Below are 15,695 nucleotides of genomic sequence, written 5' to 3' on the forward strand. Positions count from 1 at the left end.
CCGACAAAGATGGAAGGATGGCGGGGTGACTGTAGAGGCCATTCGCTCGGGCATCGACCTGAGCCACGTCGACGCCGACACCCGCCCCCAAGATGACCTGTTCGGCCACGTCAACGGCCGCTGGCTGGCCGAATACGACATACCGGCGGACCGGGCAACCGACGGCGCGTTCCGTCACCTGTTCGACCGCGCCGAGGAGCAGGTGCGCGACCTGATCATCGAGGCCAGCGAGAGCGGCGCCGTCTCGGGCACCGATCAGCAGCGCATCGGCGACCTCTACGCCAGCTTCCTCGACGAGGCGGCCATCGAGCGCCGCGGCCTGCAACCCCTGCTCGACGAGCTGGCCACCATCGACGCCGCCGCCGACGCGGACGCGTTGGCCGCGGCGGTGGGCGCGCTGCAGCGCACCGGGGTGGGCGGCGGCGTCGCGATGTATATCGACACCGACGCCAAGGACTCGGCCCGTTATCTGGTGCACGTCACCCAATCCGGCATCGGGTTGCCCGACGAGTCCTACTTCCGCGACGAGCAGCACGCCGAGGTGCTCGCGGCCTACCCCGGGCACATCGCGCGGATGTTCGCCGTGGTGTACGGCGGGCCCGCGGAGGCGCACGCCGAGACCGCGGCCCGCATCGTGGCGCTGGAGGGCAAGCTGGCCGCCGCGCACTGGGATGTGGTCAAGCGACGCGACGCCGAGCTCTCCTACAACCTGCGCACCTTCGCGGATCTGCAGACCGAGGGCAAGGGCTTCGACTGGACCGGCTGGGCGAACGCGCTCGGCGGCACACCGCGGGACTTCGCCGAAGTGATTGTGCGGCAACCCGATTACCTCACCGCGTTCGCCGACCTCTGGGCCTGCGGCGACCTGGAGGATTGGAAGCGTTGGGCCCGTTGGCGGTTGATCCGCGCCCGCGCGTCGTGGCTGACCGACGAGCTGGTCGCCGCGGACTTCGACTTCTATGGCCGGCTGCTGACCGGGGCCGAGCAGATCCGGGAACGCTGGAAGCGGGCGGTCTCACTGGTGGAACACCTGATGGGCGATGCCGTCGGAAAGCTGTACGTGCAGCGGTATTTCCCGCCGGGCGCCAAGGCCCGCATCGACGCACTGGTGGACAACCTGAAGGCGGCGTACCGGCAGTCCATCAACGAGCTGGACTGGATGACGCCGCAAACCCGGGAGCGGGCGCTGGCGAAGCTGGACAAGTTCGTCGCCAAGGTCGGCTACCCGGACAAGTGGCGTGACTACTCCAAGCTGGTGATCGACCGCAACGACCTCTACGGCAACTTTCAGCGCGGTTATGCGGTCAACCACGACCGTGAGCTGGCGAAGCTGGGCGGCCCGGTCGACAAAGACGAGTGGTTCATGACGCCCCAGACGGTCAACGCCTACTACAACCCGGGGATGAACGAAATCGTCTTTCCCGCAGCGATTTTGCAGCCGCCGTTCTTCGACGCCGATGCCGACGACGCCGCCAACTACGGCGGTATCGGCGCGGTGATCGGGCACGAGATCGGGCACGGGTTCGACGACCAGGGCGCCAAGTATGACGGCGACGGCAACCTGGTGGACTGGTGGACCGACGCCGACCGCACCGAATTCGGTGCCCGCACCAAAGCACTCATCGACCAGTACTCCGCGTACACGCCGCGCGCGCTGGACGCCGGCAATCACGTGAACGGCGCATTCACCGTCGGGGAGAACATCGGCGACCTGGGCGGGTTGTCGATCGCGCTGTTGGCCTACCAGCTGTCGCTGAGGGGCCAGCCCGCACCCGTCATCGACGGTCTCACCGGCGTGCAGCGCGTGTTCTACGGATGGGCGCAGGTGTGGCGCACCAAATCCCGTCAGGCGGAAGCGATCCGGCGGTTGGCCACCGATCCGCATTCCCCGCCGGAGTTCCGCTGTAACGGCGTCATCCGCAACATGGACGCCTTCTACGAAGCGTTCGACGTCGCCGAGGACGATGCGCTGTTTTTGGAGCCGCGGCGGCGGGTCAGGATCTGGAACTGACGGGTACTCCCACCAACTCGATCCGGGCGGGAACGTGCTTGTGCCACGGCGTGCCGGCGTAGGGATCGCGCCATTCGGTCGAGGTGAGCGCGTTCGGGGCGACGCCAGGAACCAGGGTATGCCCGTCGCCGTCGACGTAGTCGAGCCCAAACCCGTTGGGCAGGGCCGCATGTCCGGCCAGCATGGTCTCGGTGATCTCGACGGTGGCCTCGGCGCTGCCGGCCGCGGTGCTGACGCGGGCGCGGCATCCGTCGACGAGTCCGAGGGTCTGGGCGTCCTCGACACTGACGCGCAGTGCCCCGTCGACGTCGCGTTTGCGCCAAGACGGGTCGCGGAAGATGTCGTTGGCGGTGTAGGCGCGGCGCTCGCCCACCGACAGCACGATCGGGAAGTCCGGTGTTGTCAGCCGCGGCGGGGCTGCGGCCAGCGCCCTCAATTCGTCGAGCATTTCTGGGATTTCCAGCGCGATCTTGTGATCGGCGTGGCTGATCAACGCGAAGTCGTCCTCGTAGTTGTGCACCGTGAATGTCACCCCGGACGGGGTGTCGAGGATCGCGTCGAACAGCGCGTTGCCGTCGGCGTGACCGGCGCGGCGCACGGCCTCGGGATAGGTCAGGGCGGCCTTCTGGGCGAGCCCCCACAGGGCGGCCGCGCCGCGTAAACCGTCCGGCAGCGTGGGCCCGAGCGTCTCGTAGAGGACGTAGGGAAGCAGCTTGGCGACCGTCGGGTTGGTTGCGGTCGCGGTCAGGAACGCTTCGGTGTAGGCCTGCCGGCCGCGCCGGGCGGCTTCGGACAGTGGCCGCAAATCCGCGTCGTCCATCGCGCCCAGGGCCCGCACCAGCCGCGCCCAGATCTCCGGTTCGGGCAGGGTTCCGGGCAGCGGTTCGAGCAGCGGCCGCCGCAGCTGAAAAGCGTTGTGCGGGAACTCCAGATTGAAGAACGTGGCTTCCGGCTTCTCGAACTGCGAGGCCGCGGGCAGCACGTAGTGCGCGAGTCGCGCGGTCTCGGTCATCGCGACGTCGATGACGACCATCAGTTCCAGCGCCTGGAAGGCCTCCCGGCACGCGGCCGAATTGGCCAGCGAGTGCGCGGGGTTGCTGCTTTCCACGATCATGGCCCGGAATCGGTCCGGGTGGTCGGTCAGGATCTCCTCGGGCACGACGTTGCTGGGCACCAAGCCGGAGATGATCGGAGCGCCGGTCACCGGCGTGCGGCCGGAGAACTGGCCGAACAGCGGCCCGAACGACGAATGTAGGTGCTGGCCGCCCTTTTTCGCGAAGTTGCCGGTGAATATCCACAGCAGCTTGTTCAGGTACGAGCAGAGCGTGCTGTTGGGCGCCTGCTGCACCCCGAGGTCCTCGAACACCGAGACACTGGACGCGGCGCCGATGCGCCGCGCCGCCGCGCGCAGCAACTCCTCGTCGACCCCGCACCGTTGCGCGTAGTCGGCCACCGGGACGTCGCGCAGCGCAGTGCGGACGGCGTCGGCGTCACGCACGTGCTCGGCGAGAAACGTTTCGTTACAGAGGTTTTCCTGCACCAGGACGGCAGCCAGCGCGGCCAGGCACCACGCGTCGGTGCCGGGCCGCACCCGCAGGTGGAAGTCGGACATCTTGGCGGTGTCGGTGACGACGGGATCGATGACGATCATCGACCGGTTCGGGTCCTTGGCGATCTCGTTGAGCACTACCCGGGCGCGGGGAAAGCTCTGCGACATCCACGGGTTCTTCCCGACGAACACCGACACCTCGGCGTGCTCGAATTCGCCTCGCGTGTGACCACCGTACAGCTGGCCGTCGATCCAGGCCTCACCGGTTTTCTCCTGCGCCAACGCATTTGACCGATAGCGTGACCCCAGGGCTTTGAGGAAGGCTCCGCTGTAGGCACCGCCCAGGTGATTGCCCTGCCCGCCGCCGCCGTAGTAGAAGATCTTGTCCCCGCCGTAGCTGTCCCGGATGCGCTTGAAACCCTCGGCGATCTCGACAATCGCGGTGTCCCAGTCGATCTCCTCGAAGCTGCCGTCGGCGCGGCGGCGCAGGGGGGAGGTCAATCGTGCGCCGCTGTTCTGATAGTGGTCCAGCCGCAAGGCTTTGTTGCAGGTGTACCCCTGCGACGCCGGGTGCGCCTTGTCGCCCCGGATTCGGGCCAGCCGGCGATCTTCGACCTGGACGACGATCCCGCAGTTGCATTCGCAGAGGATGCATGCCGTGGACTTCCATTCACCGGTCATTGCGGGACGTCCTTTCTGGTTGCCTCGGCCGACAGCAGGTCGCGTAGCTGGCGGTGCACGGCGTCGAGGGGGGTGAGGTCGCGCCGCACCCGGGCCAGCACGATCGCGCCCTCGAGCGCCGTGGTGGCCAGCAGCGCCAGGTCGCCGGCGCGCTCGCGCGGTATCCCGTCGGCGATGAAGCGCTGCGCGATCAGGTCGGTCCAGCGGTCGAACACCGACGCCGCGCGCTCGACGACCGGCGCCATGCGCTCACCGTCTTGCTCGCCGGCCTCCACGGAGACCGCGACGATGGGGCAGCCCGCGCGGAAGTCGCTATCGAGCAGCTGGCGCCGATACTTGTCGATCAGGGTGTCCATCAGCTGGGGACCGCCCTCGGCCCCGGCGATGATCGCGGCGACATGCTCGCCGGCGTAGTCCACCGCCTCGCAGAGCAGCTGGGTCCGCCCGCCCGGGAAGTAGTGATAGGCCGATCCGCGCGGCGCGCCGCTGTGTTCCAGGACATCCGAGATCGCGGTGGCGCGCGCGCCCCGCTCCCTGATCAACAGCGCGGCGGAGATCACCATCCGCTCGCGTGGACTGCGCATCGCCGCTCCTCAGGGCCATAGCTTATGTATGATGCTATACATAATCGGCTGTCCCGCGAAAGCCCCGCGCTGCTTTTTTGGTCGGCTGAGGCTTAGTTCATCCAGTCGGCGGAGCCGTCGTTCTTCGGGTAATTGCCGCCGGTGGAGTTCTTCACGACGATCGGGTCACCCGCACCGAAGTTGTCGAAGAACCACCTCGCGTTGGCGGGGCTGATGTTGATGCAGCCGTGGCTGACATCGCGCTTGCCCTGGTCATCCACCGACCACGGGGCGCTGTGCACGAAGTCGCCGACGTTGTCGAACCGGACGGCCAGATCGACGGTCACCTTGTACCCATACGTCGAATTGACCGGGACCCCGTAGGTGGAGGAATCCATCACCACCGAGGGCATCTTCTCCTGCACGTAGTAGGTGCCGTTGGGGGTCTGGTGATTGCCGGACGTCATGCCCATCGACATCGGGATCGTCTTCTCCACCGTGCCGTTGCGGGTCACGGTCAGCTGGTGCGTGGCGTCGTCGGCCGTCGCCACCAACGTGTCCCCGGTCCGGAAGTTGGTCACCGTGCCGCCCGCGTCGACGGTCACCTCGGTGTGAGCGGGCCAGAAGCTCAAGGGACGCCACCGCAGCTGGGTGGGCGTCATCCAGTAGAACTTGCCGGGCACCGGCGGCACCGACGAGACGTGCACGGCGTCTATGGCCGCGCCCGCGTCCTCGACGCGTCCCGGGAAGTTGATGATGATCGGCTGGGCCACCCCGACAGTCGAGCCGCCTTTCGGGACGAACGAGGGCGGCCCGAACGGGGCCGTCCCGGTAAACGGGGTGGGGTTCTGCCCGGCGGCCGAGGCCGCGGCCGGCTGAGCCGCCGGGGGCAGCCACGGCGCCGGCGGCGGGGGCGGTGGCGGCGGCAGTTGCTCGGGCGGAGGCGGCGGCGCGAACGGGTCGGGCGGCGGCGCGGGCGGCCCGGGCGGGCCGGCCACGACGCCCGGATCACCGGGGACCGGGTCCGGATCCGCCAGCGCCGGGGCCGCGCTCAACACCAGTGCCAAACCCATGACAGAAGCCAATCCGGCGGCGTTCAGGGCGGCCAAAAGCCTCCCTCGCGTCCAGCCCGACATATGCATCCCTCCACGCTCGAGTTCCTGACACAGTGTGGCACAGGGCGCACGCCAGCTAACGTTCTCGGGGGCACACGGCAGCCCGTCAGGTCGGCATTTACGCCGTTGAGCTGGCCAGCTATGAATCGCGTGAGGTTGTCGGCGCAACGTCGAGCGCATGCCGATTGGCCGCCGTGCAGACAAGCGCAGCGGCCATCAGACCGGCCGACGCGGTCAGCATGAGGACAATGCTGCGTTCGTACAGCAGGCCGCCCGCCAACGCGCCCGCCATGATGCCCACCTGGAACGCCGTCACGTAAAGCCCCGACGCCCCGTCGGGATCGTCGGCCCCGCTGCGCATCGCCGCGGACTGCATCATCGGCGATACGGCGGTGGCCATCGCCCCCCACAACACGATCGCGGCCGTCCCGATCAGGGCCGCCGCCGCGGCGGGCCGGCCGCCCAGGGCCAAGGCGGTCAGCACGACGAACGCGCCCGTCAAACCCGCCATACACAGGATGATCGCCCCTTTGGGCCGCCGGTCGAGCGGCCGGGCGACCAGGCCGACGGCCAGCACCCCCGCGGCGCCGTAGGCGGCCAGCACCCACGCCAGGTTCGGGCCGCGCACGCCGACGACTTCGCGGATGATCTCCACGATGTAGGTGTACGAGACGAAATGCCCGGTCACGCCGACCATGGTGATGATGCTGACGATGATCAGCCGGCGGTTGCGGTGGTGGCGGGCCCGCGGGCCGACGCACTTGAGCTGGTCCTCGGTGAGCACCATCTCCGGCAACATCACCCGGGCGGCCACGGTGACGATGGCGGCCGCCACGGTCACGCACACCACCGCCACGCGCCAGCCCCACATCAGGCTCATGGCCGCGGTCAGCGGGCTCCCGACGACCAGCGCCAGGCTGGTTCCGACGTAGATCGACATCGTCGCGCGGCCGGCGTGGCTCGGTGGCACCAGCCGAGTCGCGATCGGGGCGATGACCGACCACAGCAGGCCGTGGGTGATCGCGCAGAGCACCCGGCCGGCGGCCAGCACCGCGAAGGTGGGCGCCAGCGCCGAGATGACCTGCGAGACGGTCAGGCAGGTCAGGCTCAGCACCAGCACCCGGCGGCGCGGCAGGTGCGCGGTCCAGCGCACCAGCGGAATCGTGGTCAGGGCCGCGACCAGGGCATACCACGACAGCAGCGTGCCCACCAGCACCACGCTGACGTGGAGGTTGCGGGCGATGGCCGGCAGCGCGCCGACGGGCAGGATCTCGGCGGTGACATACGTGAAGGCCGCCGCTGCCAGAACAGCAAGTTGCGCTGCGACCCGTGGCGTCCACGTTCGGGCGGCGGCATTGGTTTCGGCAGTCATGGCGTCGGTATCGGCCGGGCTACCCAGTTCCTGGGTTGTCGCGCCTAATGCGATCACACTGCCTTACCGTACGGACCGCAACTACAGCTCCCCCCCTATCAGGGCCGGAAGTCAGGTCTCAACTAGATCACCAATCAGGAACGAACCAGGCGCGCGATGGCGGCGGAGGCCTCGGCGAGCTTCTGGTCGGCGTCGTCGCCGCCCGCGGCCACGGCGCGGGTGGCGCAGTGGTTGAGGTGCTCGTCGAGCAAATTCAGCGCGACCGAACGCAGCGCACTGTTGACGGCGCTGATCTGGGTGAGGACGTCGATGCAGTACTTGTCTTCTTCGATCATCCGCGCGATGCCGCGCACCTGGCCCTCGATGCGCCGCAGCCGCTTGGCGTAGTTGTCCTTCTGCTGCGAATATCCGTGCGCGTTCGTCATCCGTCCTTCACCCCTGCCTGTTCCGGCCGCCGTGCGTGGCCCGGCCGGCGTCACGAACCCATTTTATACCCCGCCCGGGTATGACCCGCACATTTGCCGTCCGGGCAGTTCACGCATACTTGCACAATGGCCACAACACCCGATGCGACTGGAGTCACCGACATCAAACCACGCAGTCGTGACGTAACCGACGGCCTGGAGAAGGCCGCCGCCCGCGGCATGTTGCGGGCGGTCGGCATGGGCGACGAGGACTTCGCCAAGCCGCAGATCGGGGTGGCGTCGTCGTGGAACGAGATCACGCCGTGCAACCTCTCGCTGGACCGGCTCGCCAAAGCGGTCAAGGAAGGGGTCTTCGCGGCCGGCGGCTACCCGCTCGAGTTCGGGACGATCTCTGTCTCCGACGGCATCTCGATGGGCCACGAGGGAATGCACTTCTCGCTGGTGTCGCGCGAGGTGATCGCGGACAGCGTCGAGACCGTGATGCAGGCCGAGCGCCTCGACGGCTCGGTGCTCCTGGCCGGCTGCGACAAGTCCCTGCCGGGAATGCTGATGGCCGCCGCGCGCCTGGATCTGGCGGCGGTGTTCCTGTATGCCGGCTCCATCCTGCCCGGGCGAGCCAAGCTGTCGGACGGCACCGAACGCGAGGTCACCATCATCGACGCGTTCGAGGCGGTGGGCGCGTGCGCCCGCGGACTGATGTCCCGGGAGGACGTCGACGCCATCGAGCGCGCGATCTGTCCCAGCGAGGGCGCGTGCGGCGGGATGTACACCGCCAACACGATGGCCAGCGCTGCAGAGGCCATCGGCATGTCGTTGCCCGGCAGCGCGGCGCCCCCGGCGACCGACTACCGCCGCGACGGGTTCGCCCGCCGCAGCGGCCAGGCCGTCGTGGAGTTGCTGCGGCGCGGCATCACCGCCCGCGACATCCTCACCAAGGAGGCGTTCGAGAACGCCATCGCGGTGGTGATGGCGTTCGGCGGCTCGACCAACGCCGTGCTGCACCTGCTGGCGATCGCGCACGAGGCCGAGGTCGAGCTGTCGCTCGACGACTTCAGCCGGATCGGGTCGAAGGTTCCGCACCTCGCCGACGTCAAACCGTTCGGCCGCCACGTCATGTCCCACGTCGACAAGATCGGCGGTGTGCCGGTGGCGATGAAGGCGCTGCTGGATGCGGGCCTGCTGCACGGGGACTGCCTGACGGTGACGGGCCAGACGGTTGCCGAGAACCTGGCCGCGATCGACCCGCCCGACCCGGACGGCAAGGTGCTGCGGGCGCTGGACAATCCCATCCACCCGACCGGCGGCATCACGATCCTGCGCGGGTCGCTGGCGCCCGAGGGCGCGGTGGTCAAGTCGGCCGGTTTCGACTCGCAGGTGTTCGAGGGCACGGCAAGGGTTTTCGATGGCGAGCGCGCCGCGCTGGACGCCCTCGAGGACGGGACGATCACCAAGGGTGACGCCGTGGTGATCCGTTACGAGGGCCCCAAGGGCGGCCCCGGAATGCGCGAGATGCTCGCCATCACCGGCGCGATCAAGGGCGCTGGCCTGGGCAAAGACGTGCTGCTGCTGACCGACGGCCGCTTCTCCGGCGGGACGACCGGCCTGTGCGTGGGTCACGTCGCGCCCGAGGCGGTCGACGCCGGGCCGATCGCCTTCCTGCGCGACGGTGATCCGATCCGCCTGGACGTCGCGAACCGCGTCCTCGACGTGCTGGTAGATCCAGCCGAATTCGATTCTCGGCGAGAGGGTTTCACCCCGCCCCCGGCGCGCTATAAGACCGGCGTACTGGCCAAGTACGTCAAGCTGGTCAGCTCGGCGGCGATCGGCGCGGTCTGCGGCTAGGCCCGATCGCCGCCTCGCTCAACGGGTTTGGAACCTATGCGTGGGTGGTCGCCGCGCGCGTACGCCTGCCGAAGTAAGTCGCGTTGAGACCCAACAACGTCAGCAACGCACCCGCGACGATATTCGACCACATCATGCCGGCGGTCAACGCGACACCCGGCAGAATCCACAGCGAGACGATGACCCACACACCGAGCACCGGCATCGTCCAAGTCATACCGTGGGCGCGGTCGAGCGCCGTCGCGAAACCGTACGCCAAGAACGCCGCCGCGATCCCGACGATCAGGTCGGACGTGGCAAGCGATCCCGTCGCGCTGAATCCCACCATCCACGGGGACGCCGCCACATACAGGCCGGTCAGCAAGGCCAGGCCGAAGGTGAAGTGCGCGCTCATCGACTCGGCAGCGCGGTCATAGCTCGCGCGCAGAGCCAACAAATCCGGGTGGTGATCGATTGATGAATGGACTGTACTCATTTTGTGACCTTTCTGTTATGCAGCAAGCCCGTTGTGTAACAAGCACTGTGGGCCGTCTGCACCCATCCATCTGCCGTCAAGATTACGCTCGATCGGCTCACGCCAGCAACGAAATCCCGCCCGCCCGGAACCGGCCGGAGGGCCCGATTGACCGGCCGCGTAGCGTCGCAAGACATGGACATCGGGGACCGCCTGCGCCTGGACGTTCCGGTCGCGCAGGCCGGCATGGGCGGCGGCCTGGCGGGCGCGGCGCTGGCGGCCGCGGTCGCCGAAGCGGGCGGCCTCGGCACCCTGGGCCTGGCCACGCCCCGGCAACTCCGCGCGTCCATCGATCAGGTGCGCGAGCAGGCGCCGGGGCGCGCGGTCGCGGTAAACCTGTTGATGCCCTTCGTTCACCGCGCGCACGTCGCGGTCTGTGTCGACGCCGGGATCGATGTCGCCGTGCTGGCGTTCGGTGAGAAGCGCGGACTCGTCCAGCACCTTCGCGACGCCGGCATCTTCGTGTTCGTGATGGTCGGTACTGCGGCGCAGGCCGGCGCCGCCATCGGTTGGGGTGCTGACGGTTTGATCGCTCAGGGCCGTGAGGCGGGTGGCCACCTCGTCGGAACCATTCCGGCGCTTCAGTTCCTGCCACAGGCGCTGACCGCGGCCGGCGGCCGCCCGGTGTTTCTCGCCGGCGGTATCGCCGCCGGCGCCGACACCCGCGCCGCCCTGGCTGCGGGCGCCAGCGGCGTCGTCGCCGGGACGCGATTCCTGATGACGCACGAAGCGAACGCCAACCGGGAGTACCAGCGCCGAGTAGCTAACGCGGACAAGACGATCGAGACCAACCTATTCGGCCTGAGCTGGCCGCTGCGGCATCGCGTTGTGCCCAACGCCGCAACGCGACGCTGGTGCCGCGGCGACGGCTGGGCAAAGGCTTTGCCCGCGTCCATCAACTCGGCGAGCCGCCCGCTGGCCGCGCTCGGTTACTTCGACACCGGTACGCTGATGCGCCTGCAGTCGCCGGGCCGCCCGCTGTTCACACCGCTCGCCCCGCTCGCCGCAATGCCCGACGCGTGTGTGGACCATGCGGCGCTCTACGCCGGTGAAACCGCGCTTCGCATCAGCGAACTCACCTCCGCCGCGCACGCGGTCGCCGACCTGAGCCCGCGCTGACCGACGTCAGCGCACCAATGCGAGCGCGAAGCCGTCCCAGCGCTTGGCCCCGACCGTTTGGATCACGGCCGTGTCCAGTCGCGGGTGCTCGCCCATCAGCTGCAACATCTGGCGCACCGCCTGCGCCTGGGCATTGTGCTGCGGCTGAAGGACTCGCCCTTCTCGAATGACGTTGTCCGCCACGATGAGTGCGCCGGGGCGGGCCAGCCGGGCCGCCCACTCCAGGTATGCGACGTAGTTCTCTTTGTCGGCGTCGATGAACACCAAGTCGAAGGGGCCGCCGTTCAACGTCGGCAACGTGTCCAGTGCGGCGCCGACTTTCACCTCCACCCGGTCGGCGAGGCCCGCCCGCTCCAGATTGGTCCGTGCGACCTCGGCATGCTTGGGCTCGTATTCCAGCGTCACCACCCGGCCCTGCGGGCCGGCGCCGCGGGCCAGCCAGATGGTGCTGTAGCCGCCCAGCGTGCCGATCTCGAGGATGCGGCGCGCCTGGATGGCGCCGGCCAGCAGGCTCAGAAACTTGCCCTGCTGGGCGGACACGGCGATCTGCGGTAACCCGGCCGCGTCGCTGGCCTCCAGCGTCGCGCCCAGGGCCGGATCGTCGCCAATCACGGTGTTGTTCAGAAAATCGTCTACGTCCTGTGGGGTGGGCTTCTGGGTCATGGCGCCAACGCTAGCCGCGCCGGGGCCGCCCCGGCAGCCGCGGTCCGCTCGATATCGGACGGGTCACGACCATTTACCAGATACCCACGGGGGTAGCTAGTGGCGATGTGGTCGATCACAGCCGCAAGAGTCCACACAGAGAAATGGGTGAGTGAAATGGCAAATTACGAAGCAGGCACGGAACTGACCTGTGGCCACGAGGGCTGCGGGTGTCGCGTTCGCATCGAGGTTCCCTGCCACTGCTCCGGTTCGGGTGAGCCGTACCGCTGCACCTGCGGTGACGAGCTGACCCCGGTCCAGTAGTCCGCACGCCGGTCGTACGGTTCGGGCGGATCCCTTCCGCTTGAGGCCCGCGTCGAGTGTGCGGCCTGGGCGGCGACACGCCCCGGGGAACCCAACCCTGAGCGCACACCCAAAGCCGTGAACGCACACTCGATGCGGCCAGTAGCGGGCCGGGATCAGCGCCCGAACGTCCGGCCGGCGAGCTCGACCATCGCAGTCAGCCGCGGCGTGACCGCCGACGCGCTGACCGCGACCAGGTAATCGCCCGCGCTGATGCGCCAGCTTCCCACGCTGCCGTCGTAGCGGGCGAGCAGGCGTGGATCCGCCTCGATGGTCACGCGGCGGGTGGCGCCAGGCTCGAGTTCGACCCGCTCGAATCCCAGCAACCGTAGGCATCGCTCGTCCGGGGCTGCGATCAGGTACAGCTGTGGGACGTCGGCCCCGGCCCGGTCGCCGACGTTGACGACGCCGAAACTCGCGGTCACCGTGTCCCCGCCGGTGACCGTCAGGTCGCGGTAGTCAAAAGCGGTGTAGGACAAGCCATGACCGAAGGCGAACAGCGGGGCCTCGCCGGTGGTGGCGAACCAGCGGTAGCCGACATCGGATCCCTCGACGTAGTCGATCGTGCTCGGCTCCCCCCACGGGGCGCCGACGCCGGGCAGCTCCGGGCGCGGCGTCTGACGCAGGTCCACCGGAAAGGTGATGGGCAGCCGGCCCGACGGATTGGCCTGGCCGGCAAGGATTTCCGCGATGGCCCGGCTGCCGGCCTGCCCCGGATACCAGGCCTGCACAATGGCCTGGACCGAGTCCCGCCAGGGCATGGCCACCGGATTGCCGGTTTCGAGCACCACCACGGTGTTCGGGTTGGCGACGGATACCGCGGTGATCACCGCGTCCTGCCCCGACGGCAGCGACAGGTCGGCGATGTCGAAGCCTTCCCCTTCGGCGCGGATCGCGAACACGATCGCGACCTCGGCGCGTCGCGCCGCAAGCGCCGCCTCGGCGGGACTGATGCCGGGGTCGAATTCGATTTGGGCGCGGGGGAATTGTTTTCGCAGCTGGTCCAGCGGGCTTGACGGCAACAGGTGCAGCTTGCGCAGCCCGGCCTCCAGCCCCGAGCCGCCGATCGGTATCACGGCCGCGTAGCCGCCCGGCGGGACGACGGCGCTCGAGCCGTAGCCGGCGGGTACGCCGACGTTCGCGTATCCGCCGATGACGGCGATCCTGGTGGTCGACTCCGGCGCCAGGGGCAGCAGTCCGCGGTTGGTCAACAGCACGATCCCCTGCCGGGCGATCCGCAACGCGATCTCGTTGTGCGCGGCCATGTCCGGTGCGGGCGCGGCTTCGGCCCGGTCGACACCGACCGCGAACATCGACCGCAGGATCCGCCGGACCATGTCCGAGAGGCGTTCGTTGGTCAGCTTGCCGTCGGCGTGGGCTGCCCGCAGGCGCTCACCGAATGCCTCCGACTGCCACAGCAGCGCGTCGAGTTGGGCCCCACACTCTTGGTCGAGCCCGCCCAGCGCGCACTCCCAGGACGGCGTGGCCCCCCAGTCGGACATGACCCAACCCCGGTATCCCCAGACACCTTTCAGCACCCGGTTGATCAGCACGTCGTTGGCGGCGGCGTAGGTGCCGTTGATCTTGTTGTAGGCGGTCATCACGGCCCCCGGCTGCGAGCGCTCGATGGCCATCTCGAAGGCGAGCAGGTCGGACTCGCGATGCGCGTCGGCGTCGATGACCGCGTCCAAGAAGTGCCGATTGGTCTCGTTGCAGTTCAGCGAGTAGTGCTTGACGGTCGAGATGACGTGTTGTTGCTGGATGCCGTTGACCGACTCCGCGGCGATCGTCGCGGTCAAAAGCGGGTCCTCGGAAAGGTATTCGAAGTTGCGCCCGTTGCGCGGGTCGCGCGCGAGGTTCATGGCACCGGCGAGCTGCACGTTGAACCCGCGGCTGCGGGCCTCCCGGCCGATCACCTCGCCCGCCGCGCGGCCCAGTGCAGGGTTGAAGCTGGAGGCCAGCGCGAGCCCGGCGGGCAGCGCGGTGGCCGTGTCGCCCGGGCGGTAGCCGGGGTTGGTCACGCCGAGGCCGGCGTCAGTCATCAGCAACGCCGGGATACCGAGGCGGGGAACGCCGGGCACGTAGCCGGCGCTCATCGGGACGTCCGCCGGGATGCGCTCGTCGCGCACCGGCCACATTTCACCGGCACCCATCACCCCGACCAGCAGCGCGAATCGCTCGTCGTCGGTCAGCTGGGCTTCGACCTCGCGCGCCCGGGCATCCGGATCGCTCACCGCACACCCTCTTTGGCGTACACGACGCGCAGCACGTGCCCGAGTTCGGGCCCCATCACCAGCTCCGCCAGCTCACCGAACGTCGCGACGAACTCCGGTCCGTGTGGCGGCTCGGCCTGGCACAGGTGGTGCGCAATTTCGTGAAGCACCACCAGCTCTCGCAGCGCCCAGTCGGCGGTATCGCGGTCGGGGACCGCGATAATGCCTGCGCCATCGCGGAATTCGTAGTGGGCCGCGGTGGCGGCCCGTCGCGGCCGCACTCGCAGCGGCGGAACGGAGGGCCAACGCCGGCGCACCGCCGGCAACGCAAGCACCTCGTCAACATAGCGCTGCGCGGCCGAAACCGAGCCGAATCGTCCCTCCGGCGGCAACGTGAGCTGCGCACCGAAGAAGTCCACGGCGGGCGACCCGTGCTCGGCGGCACGGTCGAACAGCGTCCGGACGAACTCCTCGGCCGCATAAACCTTGGCTCGCTGGGAGTCCCTCTTGGCGGATTGCCCCGGGCTCACCGGCCCAGCCGGGTGCGCGCGCCCGGCAGTTCGGGGCTGCTTCCCAGCCGCGCCCGCCGACCGGCCCAGTCACCCGCGCGCCGCGCCGCCGAGGAGTAGCCCGCCGTCGCCCGGCTGACCTGATAGGTGCCGCGGGCCTTCGACGCGCTCCGGTAATAGTCGTGCAGCTCGACGTCCTTGTCCCGCAACGCAATCGCCGTTCCCGGCGGCCGGCGCCGGTCCCTGGTGGCCTCGCGCCGGGCCTCGTCACGGGCCTCCGCCAGGCGCTGACCCACGCGCGCCCCGAAGGCCAGCTGAAAGTTCAGCCGCGCGGTGATGGTCGGCGTCGGCCGGTGCGCGCCCGACACGAGGTAGGCGTCCGACGCCCGCACCATCTGGACAACCAGGCTGGCGTACAACGCGTGGGTGGCGTCGATGTCCTCAGCGAACCCGTAGGCGTAGACGAACGTCGAATTCGATGCCACATCACACCGCACGTCATTGGCCAATGCGATCAACACGAACAGCTGGACATACGTGCGTAGGCCCTTGGTGCCCGCGTTTCCGATGGTGATCGTGCGCTGAGTCGGGGCCTGCGCCGGCGAACGGTTGGCCGCATGCGACCGCGCCACCGCCAAGTCGATCGAGGCCGCCGTCGCCAGCCGCTGCGCGGCGCTCATGAAGGCGTCCGCTTCGTGCGGGTTGTCGGTGCCTTCGGCCTGACGCAACAGTGCGGCGATGCGGGCCAGCATTTTGTCGTCGGTCATAGCGCCAAAC

Annotated in this window: 14 protein-coding genes; 4 read left to right on the plus strand and 10 right to left on the minus strand. The window is 69.0% G+C overall.

All coding sequences use genetic code 11. The features are described from left to right. Window positions 1–25 precede the first annotated feature (25 nt). Window positions 26–2,011, plus strand: coding sequence for a M13 family metallopeptidase (locus AWC17_RS06720; RefSeq protein ID WP_085164445.1), 1,986 nt, complete (start codon window positions 26–28; stop codon window positions 2,009–2,011). On the opposite strand, the gene AWC17_RS06725 is transcribed toward AWC17_RS06720, so the two are convergent. From AWC17_RS06725 to ricR, 5 genes are all read right to left on the minus strand, one after another. Then, window positions 1,995–4,241 (minus strand): molybdopterin-dependent oxidoreductase, encoded by a 2,247-nt coding sequence (locus tag AWC17_RS06725; RefSeq protein ID WP_046185043.1) that lies wholly within the window; start codon window positions 4,239–4,241, stop codon window positions 1,995–1,997. The genes AWC17_RS06720 and AWC17_RS06725 overlap by 17 nt on opposite strands. Beyond that, on the minus strand, window positions 4,238–4,825 hold the full coding sequence (locus AWC17_RS06730) for a TetR/AcrR family transcriptional regulator (protein WP_046185042.1): 588 nt from the start codon (window positions 4,823–4,825) through the stop codon (window positions 4,238–4,240). Before AWC17_RS06730 ends, AWC17_RS06725 begins: the two co-directional genes overlap by 4 nt. A 92-nt stretch (window positions 4,826–4,917) precedes the next feature. Beyond that, entirely contained in the window at window positions 4,918–5,940 is a 1,023-nt protein-coding gene (locus AWC17_RS06735; protein ID WP_085164447.1) for a L,D-transpeptidase, read from the minus strand. Window positions 5,941–6,058: 118 nt separating this feature from the next. Continuing rightward, on the minus strand, window positions 6,059–7,291 hold the full coding sequence (locus AWC17_RS06740) for an MFS transporter (RefSeq protein WP_085164449.1): 1,233 nt from the start codon (window positions 7,289–7,291) through the stop codon (window positions 6,059–6,061). A gap of 134 nt (window positions 7,292–7,425) precedes the next feature. After that, window positions 7,426–7,716 (minus strand): copper-sensing transcriptional repressor RicR, encoded by a 291-nt coding sequence (ricR, locus tag AWC17_RS06745; RefSeq protein ID WP_046186672.1) that lies wholly within the window; start codon window positions 7,714–7,716, stop codon window positions 7,426–7,428. A gap of 126 nt (window positions 7,717–7,842) precedes the next feature. Here ricR and ilvD point away from each other — a divergent pair, with 126 nt between their 5' ends. Continuing rightward, window positions 7,843–9,558 carry a dihydroxy-acid dehydratase gene (gene ilvD, locus AWC17_RS06750; protein ID WP_046186671.1) on the plus strand — a complete coding sequence of 572 codons (1,716 nt, stop codon included), beginning with the start codon at window positions 7,843–7,845 and terminating at the stop codon, window positions 9,556–9,558. Window positions 9,559–9,592: 34 nt separating this feature from the next. On the opposite strand, the gene AWC17_RS06755 is transcribed toward ilvD, so the two are convergent. Further along, window positions 9,593–10,033, minus strand: coding sequence for an SPW repeat protein (locus AWC17_RS06755; protein WP_046186670.1), 441 nt, complete (start codon window positions 10,031–10,033; stop codon window positions 9,593–9,595). A 174-nt stretch (window positions 10,034–10,207) separates the two neighbouring features. Here AWC17_RS06755 and AWC17_RS06760 point away from each other — a divergent pair, with 174 nt between their 5' ends. Further along, the gene (locus tag AWC17_RS06760; protein WP_047322369.1) at window positions 10,208–11,191 is read left to right on the plus strand and encodes an NAD(P)H-dependent flavin oxidoreductase; all 984 of its coding nucleotides are present in this window, start codon (window positions 10,208–10,210) and stop codon (window positions 11,189–11,191) included. A 6-nt stretch (window positions 11,192–11,197) separates the two neighbouring features. Here AWC17_RS06760 and AWC17_RS06765 read toward each other — a convergent pair whose 3' ends face one another. Continuing rightward, window positions 11,198–11,854, minus strand: coding sequence for an O-methyltransferase (locus AWC17_RS06765; RefSeq protein WP_046186918.1), 657 nt, complete (start codon window positions 11,852–11,854; stop codon window positions 11,198–11,200). Between the two features lie 156 nt (window positions 11,855–12,010). Between AWC17_RS06765 and mymT the strand changes: the two genes are divergently transcribed. Beyond that, a complete protein-coding gene (mymT, locus tag AWC17_RS06770) occupies window positions 12,011–12,157 on the plus strand; it encodes a copper-binding metallothionein MymT (protein WP_082123224.1) in 147 nt (48 codons plus the stop codon). A gap of 155 nt (window positions 12,158–12,312) precedes the next feature. Here the strand turns inward: mymT and AWC17_RS06775 are convergent, their stop codons facing one another. Genes AWC17_RS06775 through AWC17_RS06785 form a run of 3 tightly spaced genes read right to left on the minus strand, consistent with a single transcriptional unit; the run spans window position 12,313 to window position 15,685 of the window. Continuing rightward, window positions 12,313–14,430 (minus strand): beta-glucosidase family protein, encoded by a 2,118-nt coding sequence (locus tag AWC17_RS06775; RefSeq protein ID WP_208618365.1) that lies wholly within the window; start codon window positions 14,428–14,430, stop codon window positions 12,313–12,315. Next, window positions 14,427–14,939, minus strand: a complete 513-nt coding sequence (locus AWC17_RS06780; protein WP_046187437.1) for a TIGR04338 family metallohydrolase — start codon at window positions 14,937–14,939, stop codon at window positions 14,427–14,429. The genes AWC17_RS06775 and AWC17_RS06780 overlap by 4 nt, the downstream gene beginning before the upstream one ends. Next, a complete protein-coding gene (locus AWC17_RS06785; protein ID WP_047322370.1) occupies window positions 14,936–15,685 on the minus strand; it encodes a DUF2786 domain-containing protein in 750 nt (249 codons plus the stop codon). The genes AWC17_RS06780 and AWC17_RS06785 overlap by 4 nt, the downstream gene beginning before the upstream one ends. Window positions 15,686–15,695: the final 10 nt, after the last annotated feature.

This window comes from Mycobacterium nebraskense (assembly GCF_002102255.1).
GTDB classification, from domain to species: domain Bacteria; phylum Actinomycetota; class Actinomycetes; order Mycobacteriales; family Mycobacteriaceae; genus Mycobacterium; species Mycobacterium nebraskense.

What these genes read in the sequence shown, in the direction of transcription:
- AWC17_RS06725 (WP_046185043.1), bottom strand. Translation starts at nt 4,241, where the DNA reads ATGACCGGTGAATGGAAGTCCACGGCATGCATCCTCTGCGAATGCAAC.
- AWC17_RS06730 (WP_046185042.1), bottom strand. Translation starts at nt 4,825, where the DNA reads ATGCGCAGTCCACGCGAGCGGATGGTGATCTCCGCCGCGCTGTTGATC.
- AWC17_RS06735 (WP_085164447.1), bottom strand. Translation starts at nt 5,940, where the DNA reads ATGTCGGGCTGGACGCGAGGGAGGCTTTTGGCCGCCCTGAACGCCGCC.
- AWC17_RS06740 (WP_085164449.1), bottom strand. Translation starts at nt 7,291, where the DNA reads ATGACTGCCGAAACCAATGCCGCCGCCCGAACGTGGACGCCACGGGTC.
- ricR (WP_046186672.1), bottom strand. Translation starts at nt 7,716, where the DNA reads ATGACGAACGCGCACGGATATTCGCAGCAGAAGGACAACTACGCCAAG.
- ilvD (WP_046186671.1), top strand. Translation starts at nt 7,843, where the DNA reads ATGGCCACAACACCCGATGCGACTGGAGTCACCGACATCAAACCACGC.
- AWC17_RS06755 (WP_046186670.1), bottom strand. Translation starts at nt 10,033, where the DNA reads ATGAGTACAGTCCATTCATCAATCGATCACCACCCGGATTTGTTGGCT.
- AWC17_RS06760 (WP_047322369.1), top strand. Translation starts at nt 10,208, where the DNA reads ATGGACATCGGGGACCGCCTGCGCCTGGACGTTCCGGTCGCGCAGGCC.
- AWC17_RS06765 (WP_046186918.1), bottom strand. Translation starts at nt 11,854, where the DNA reads ATGACCCAGAAGCCCACCCCACAGGACGTAGACGATTTTCTGAACAAC.
- mymT (WP_082123224.1), top strand. Translation starts at nt 12,011, where the DNA reads ATGGCAAATTACGAAGCAGGCACGGAACTGACCTGTGGCCACGAGGGC.
- AWC17_RS06785 (WP_047322370.1), bottom strand. Translation starts at nt 15,685, where the DNA reads ATGACCGACGACAAAATGCTGGCCCGCATCGCCGCACTGTTGCGTCAG.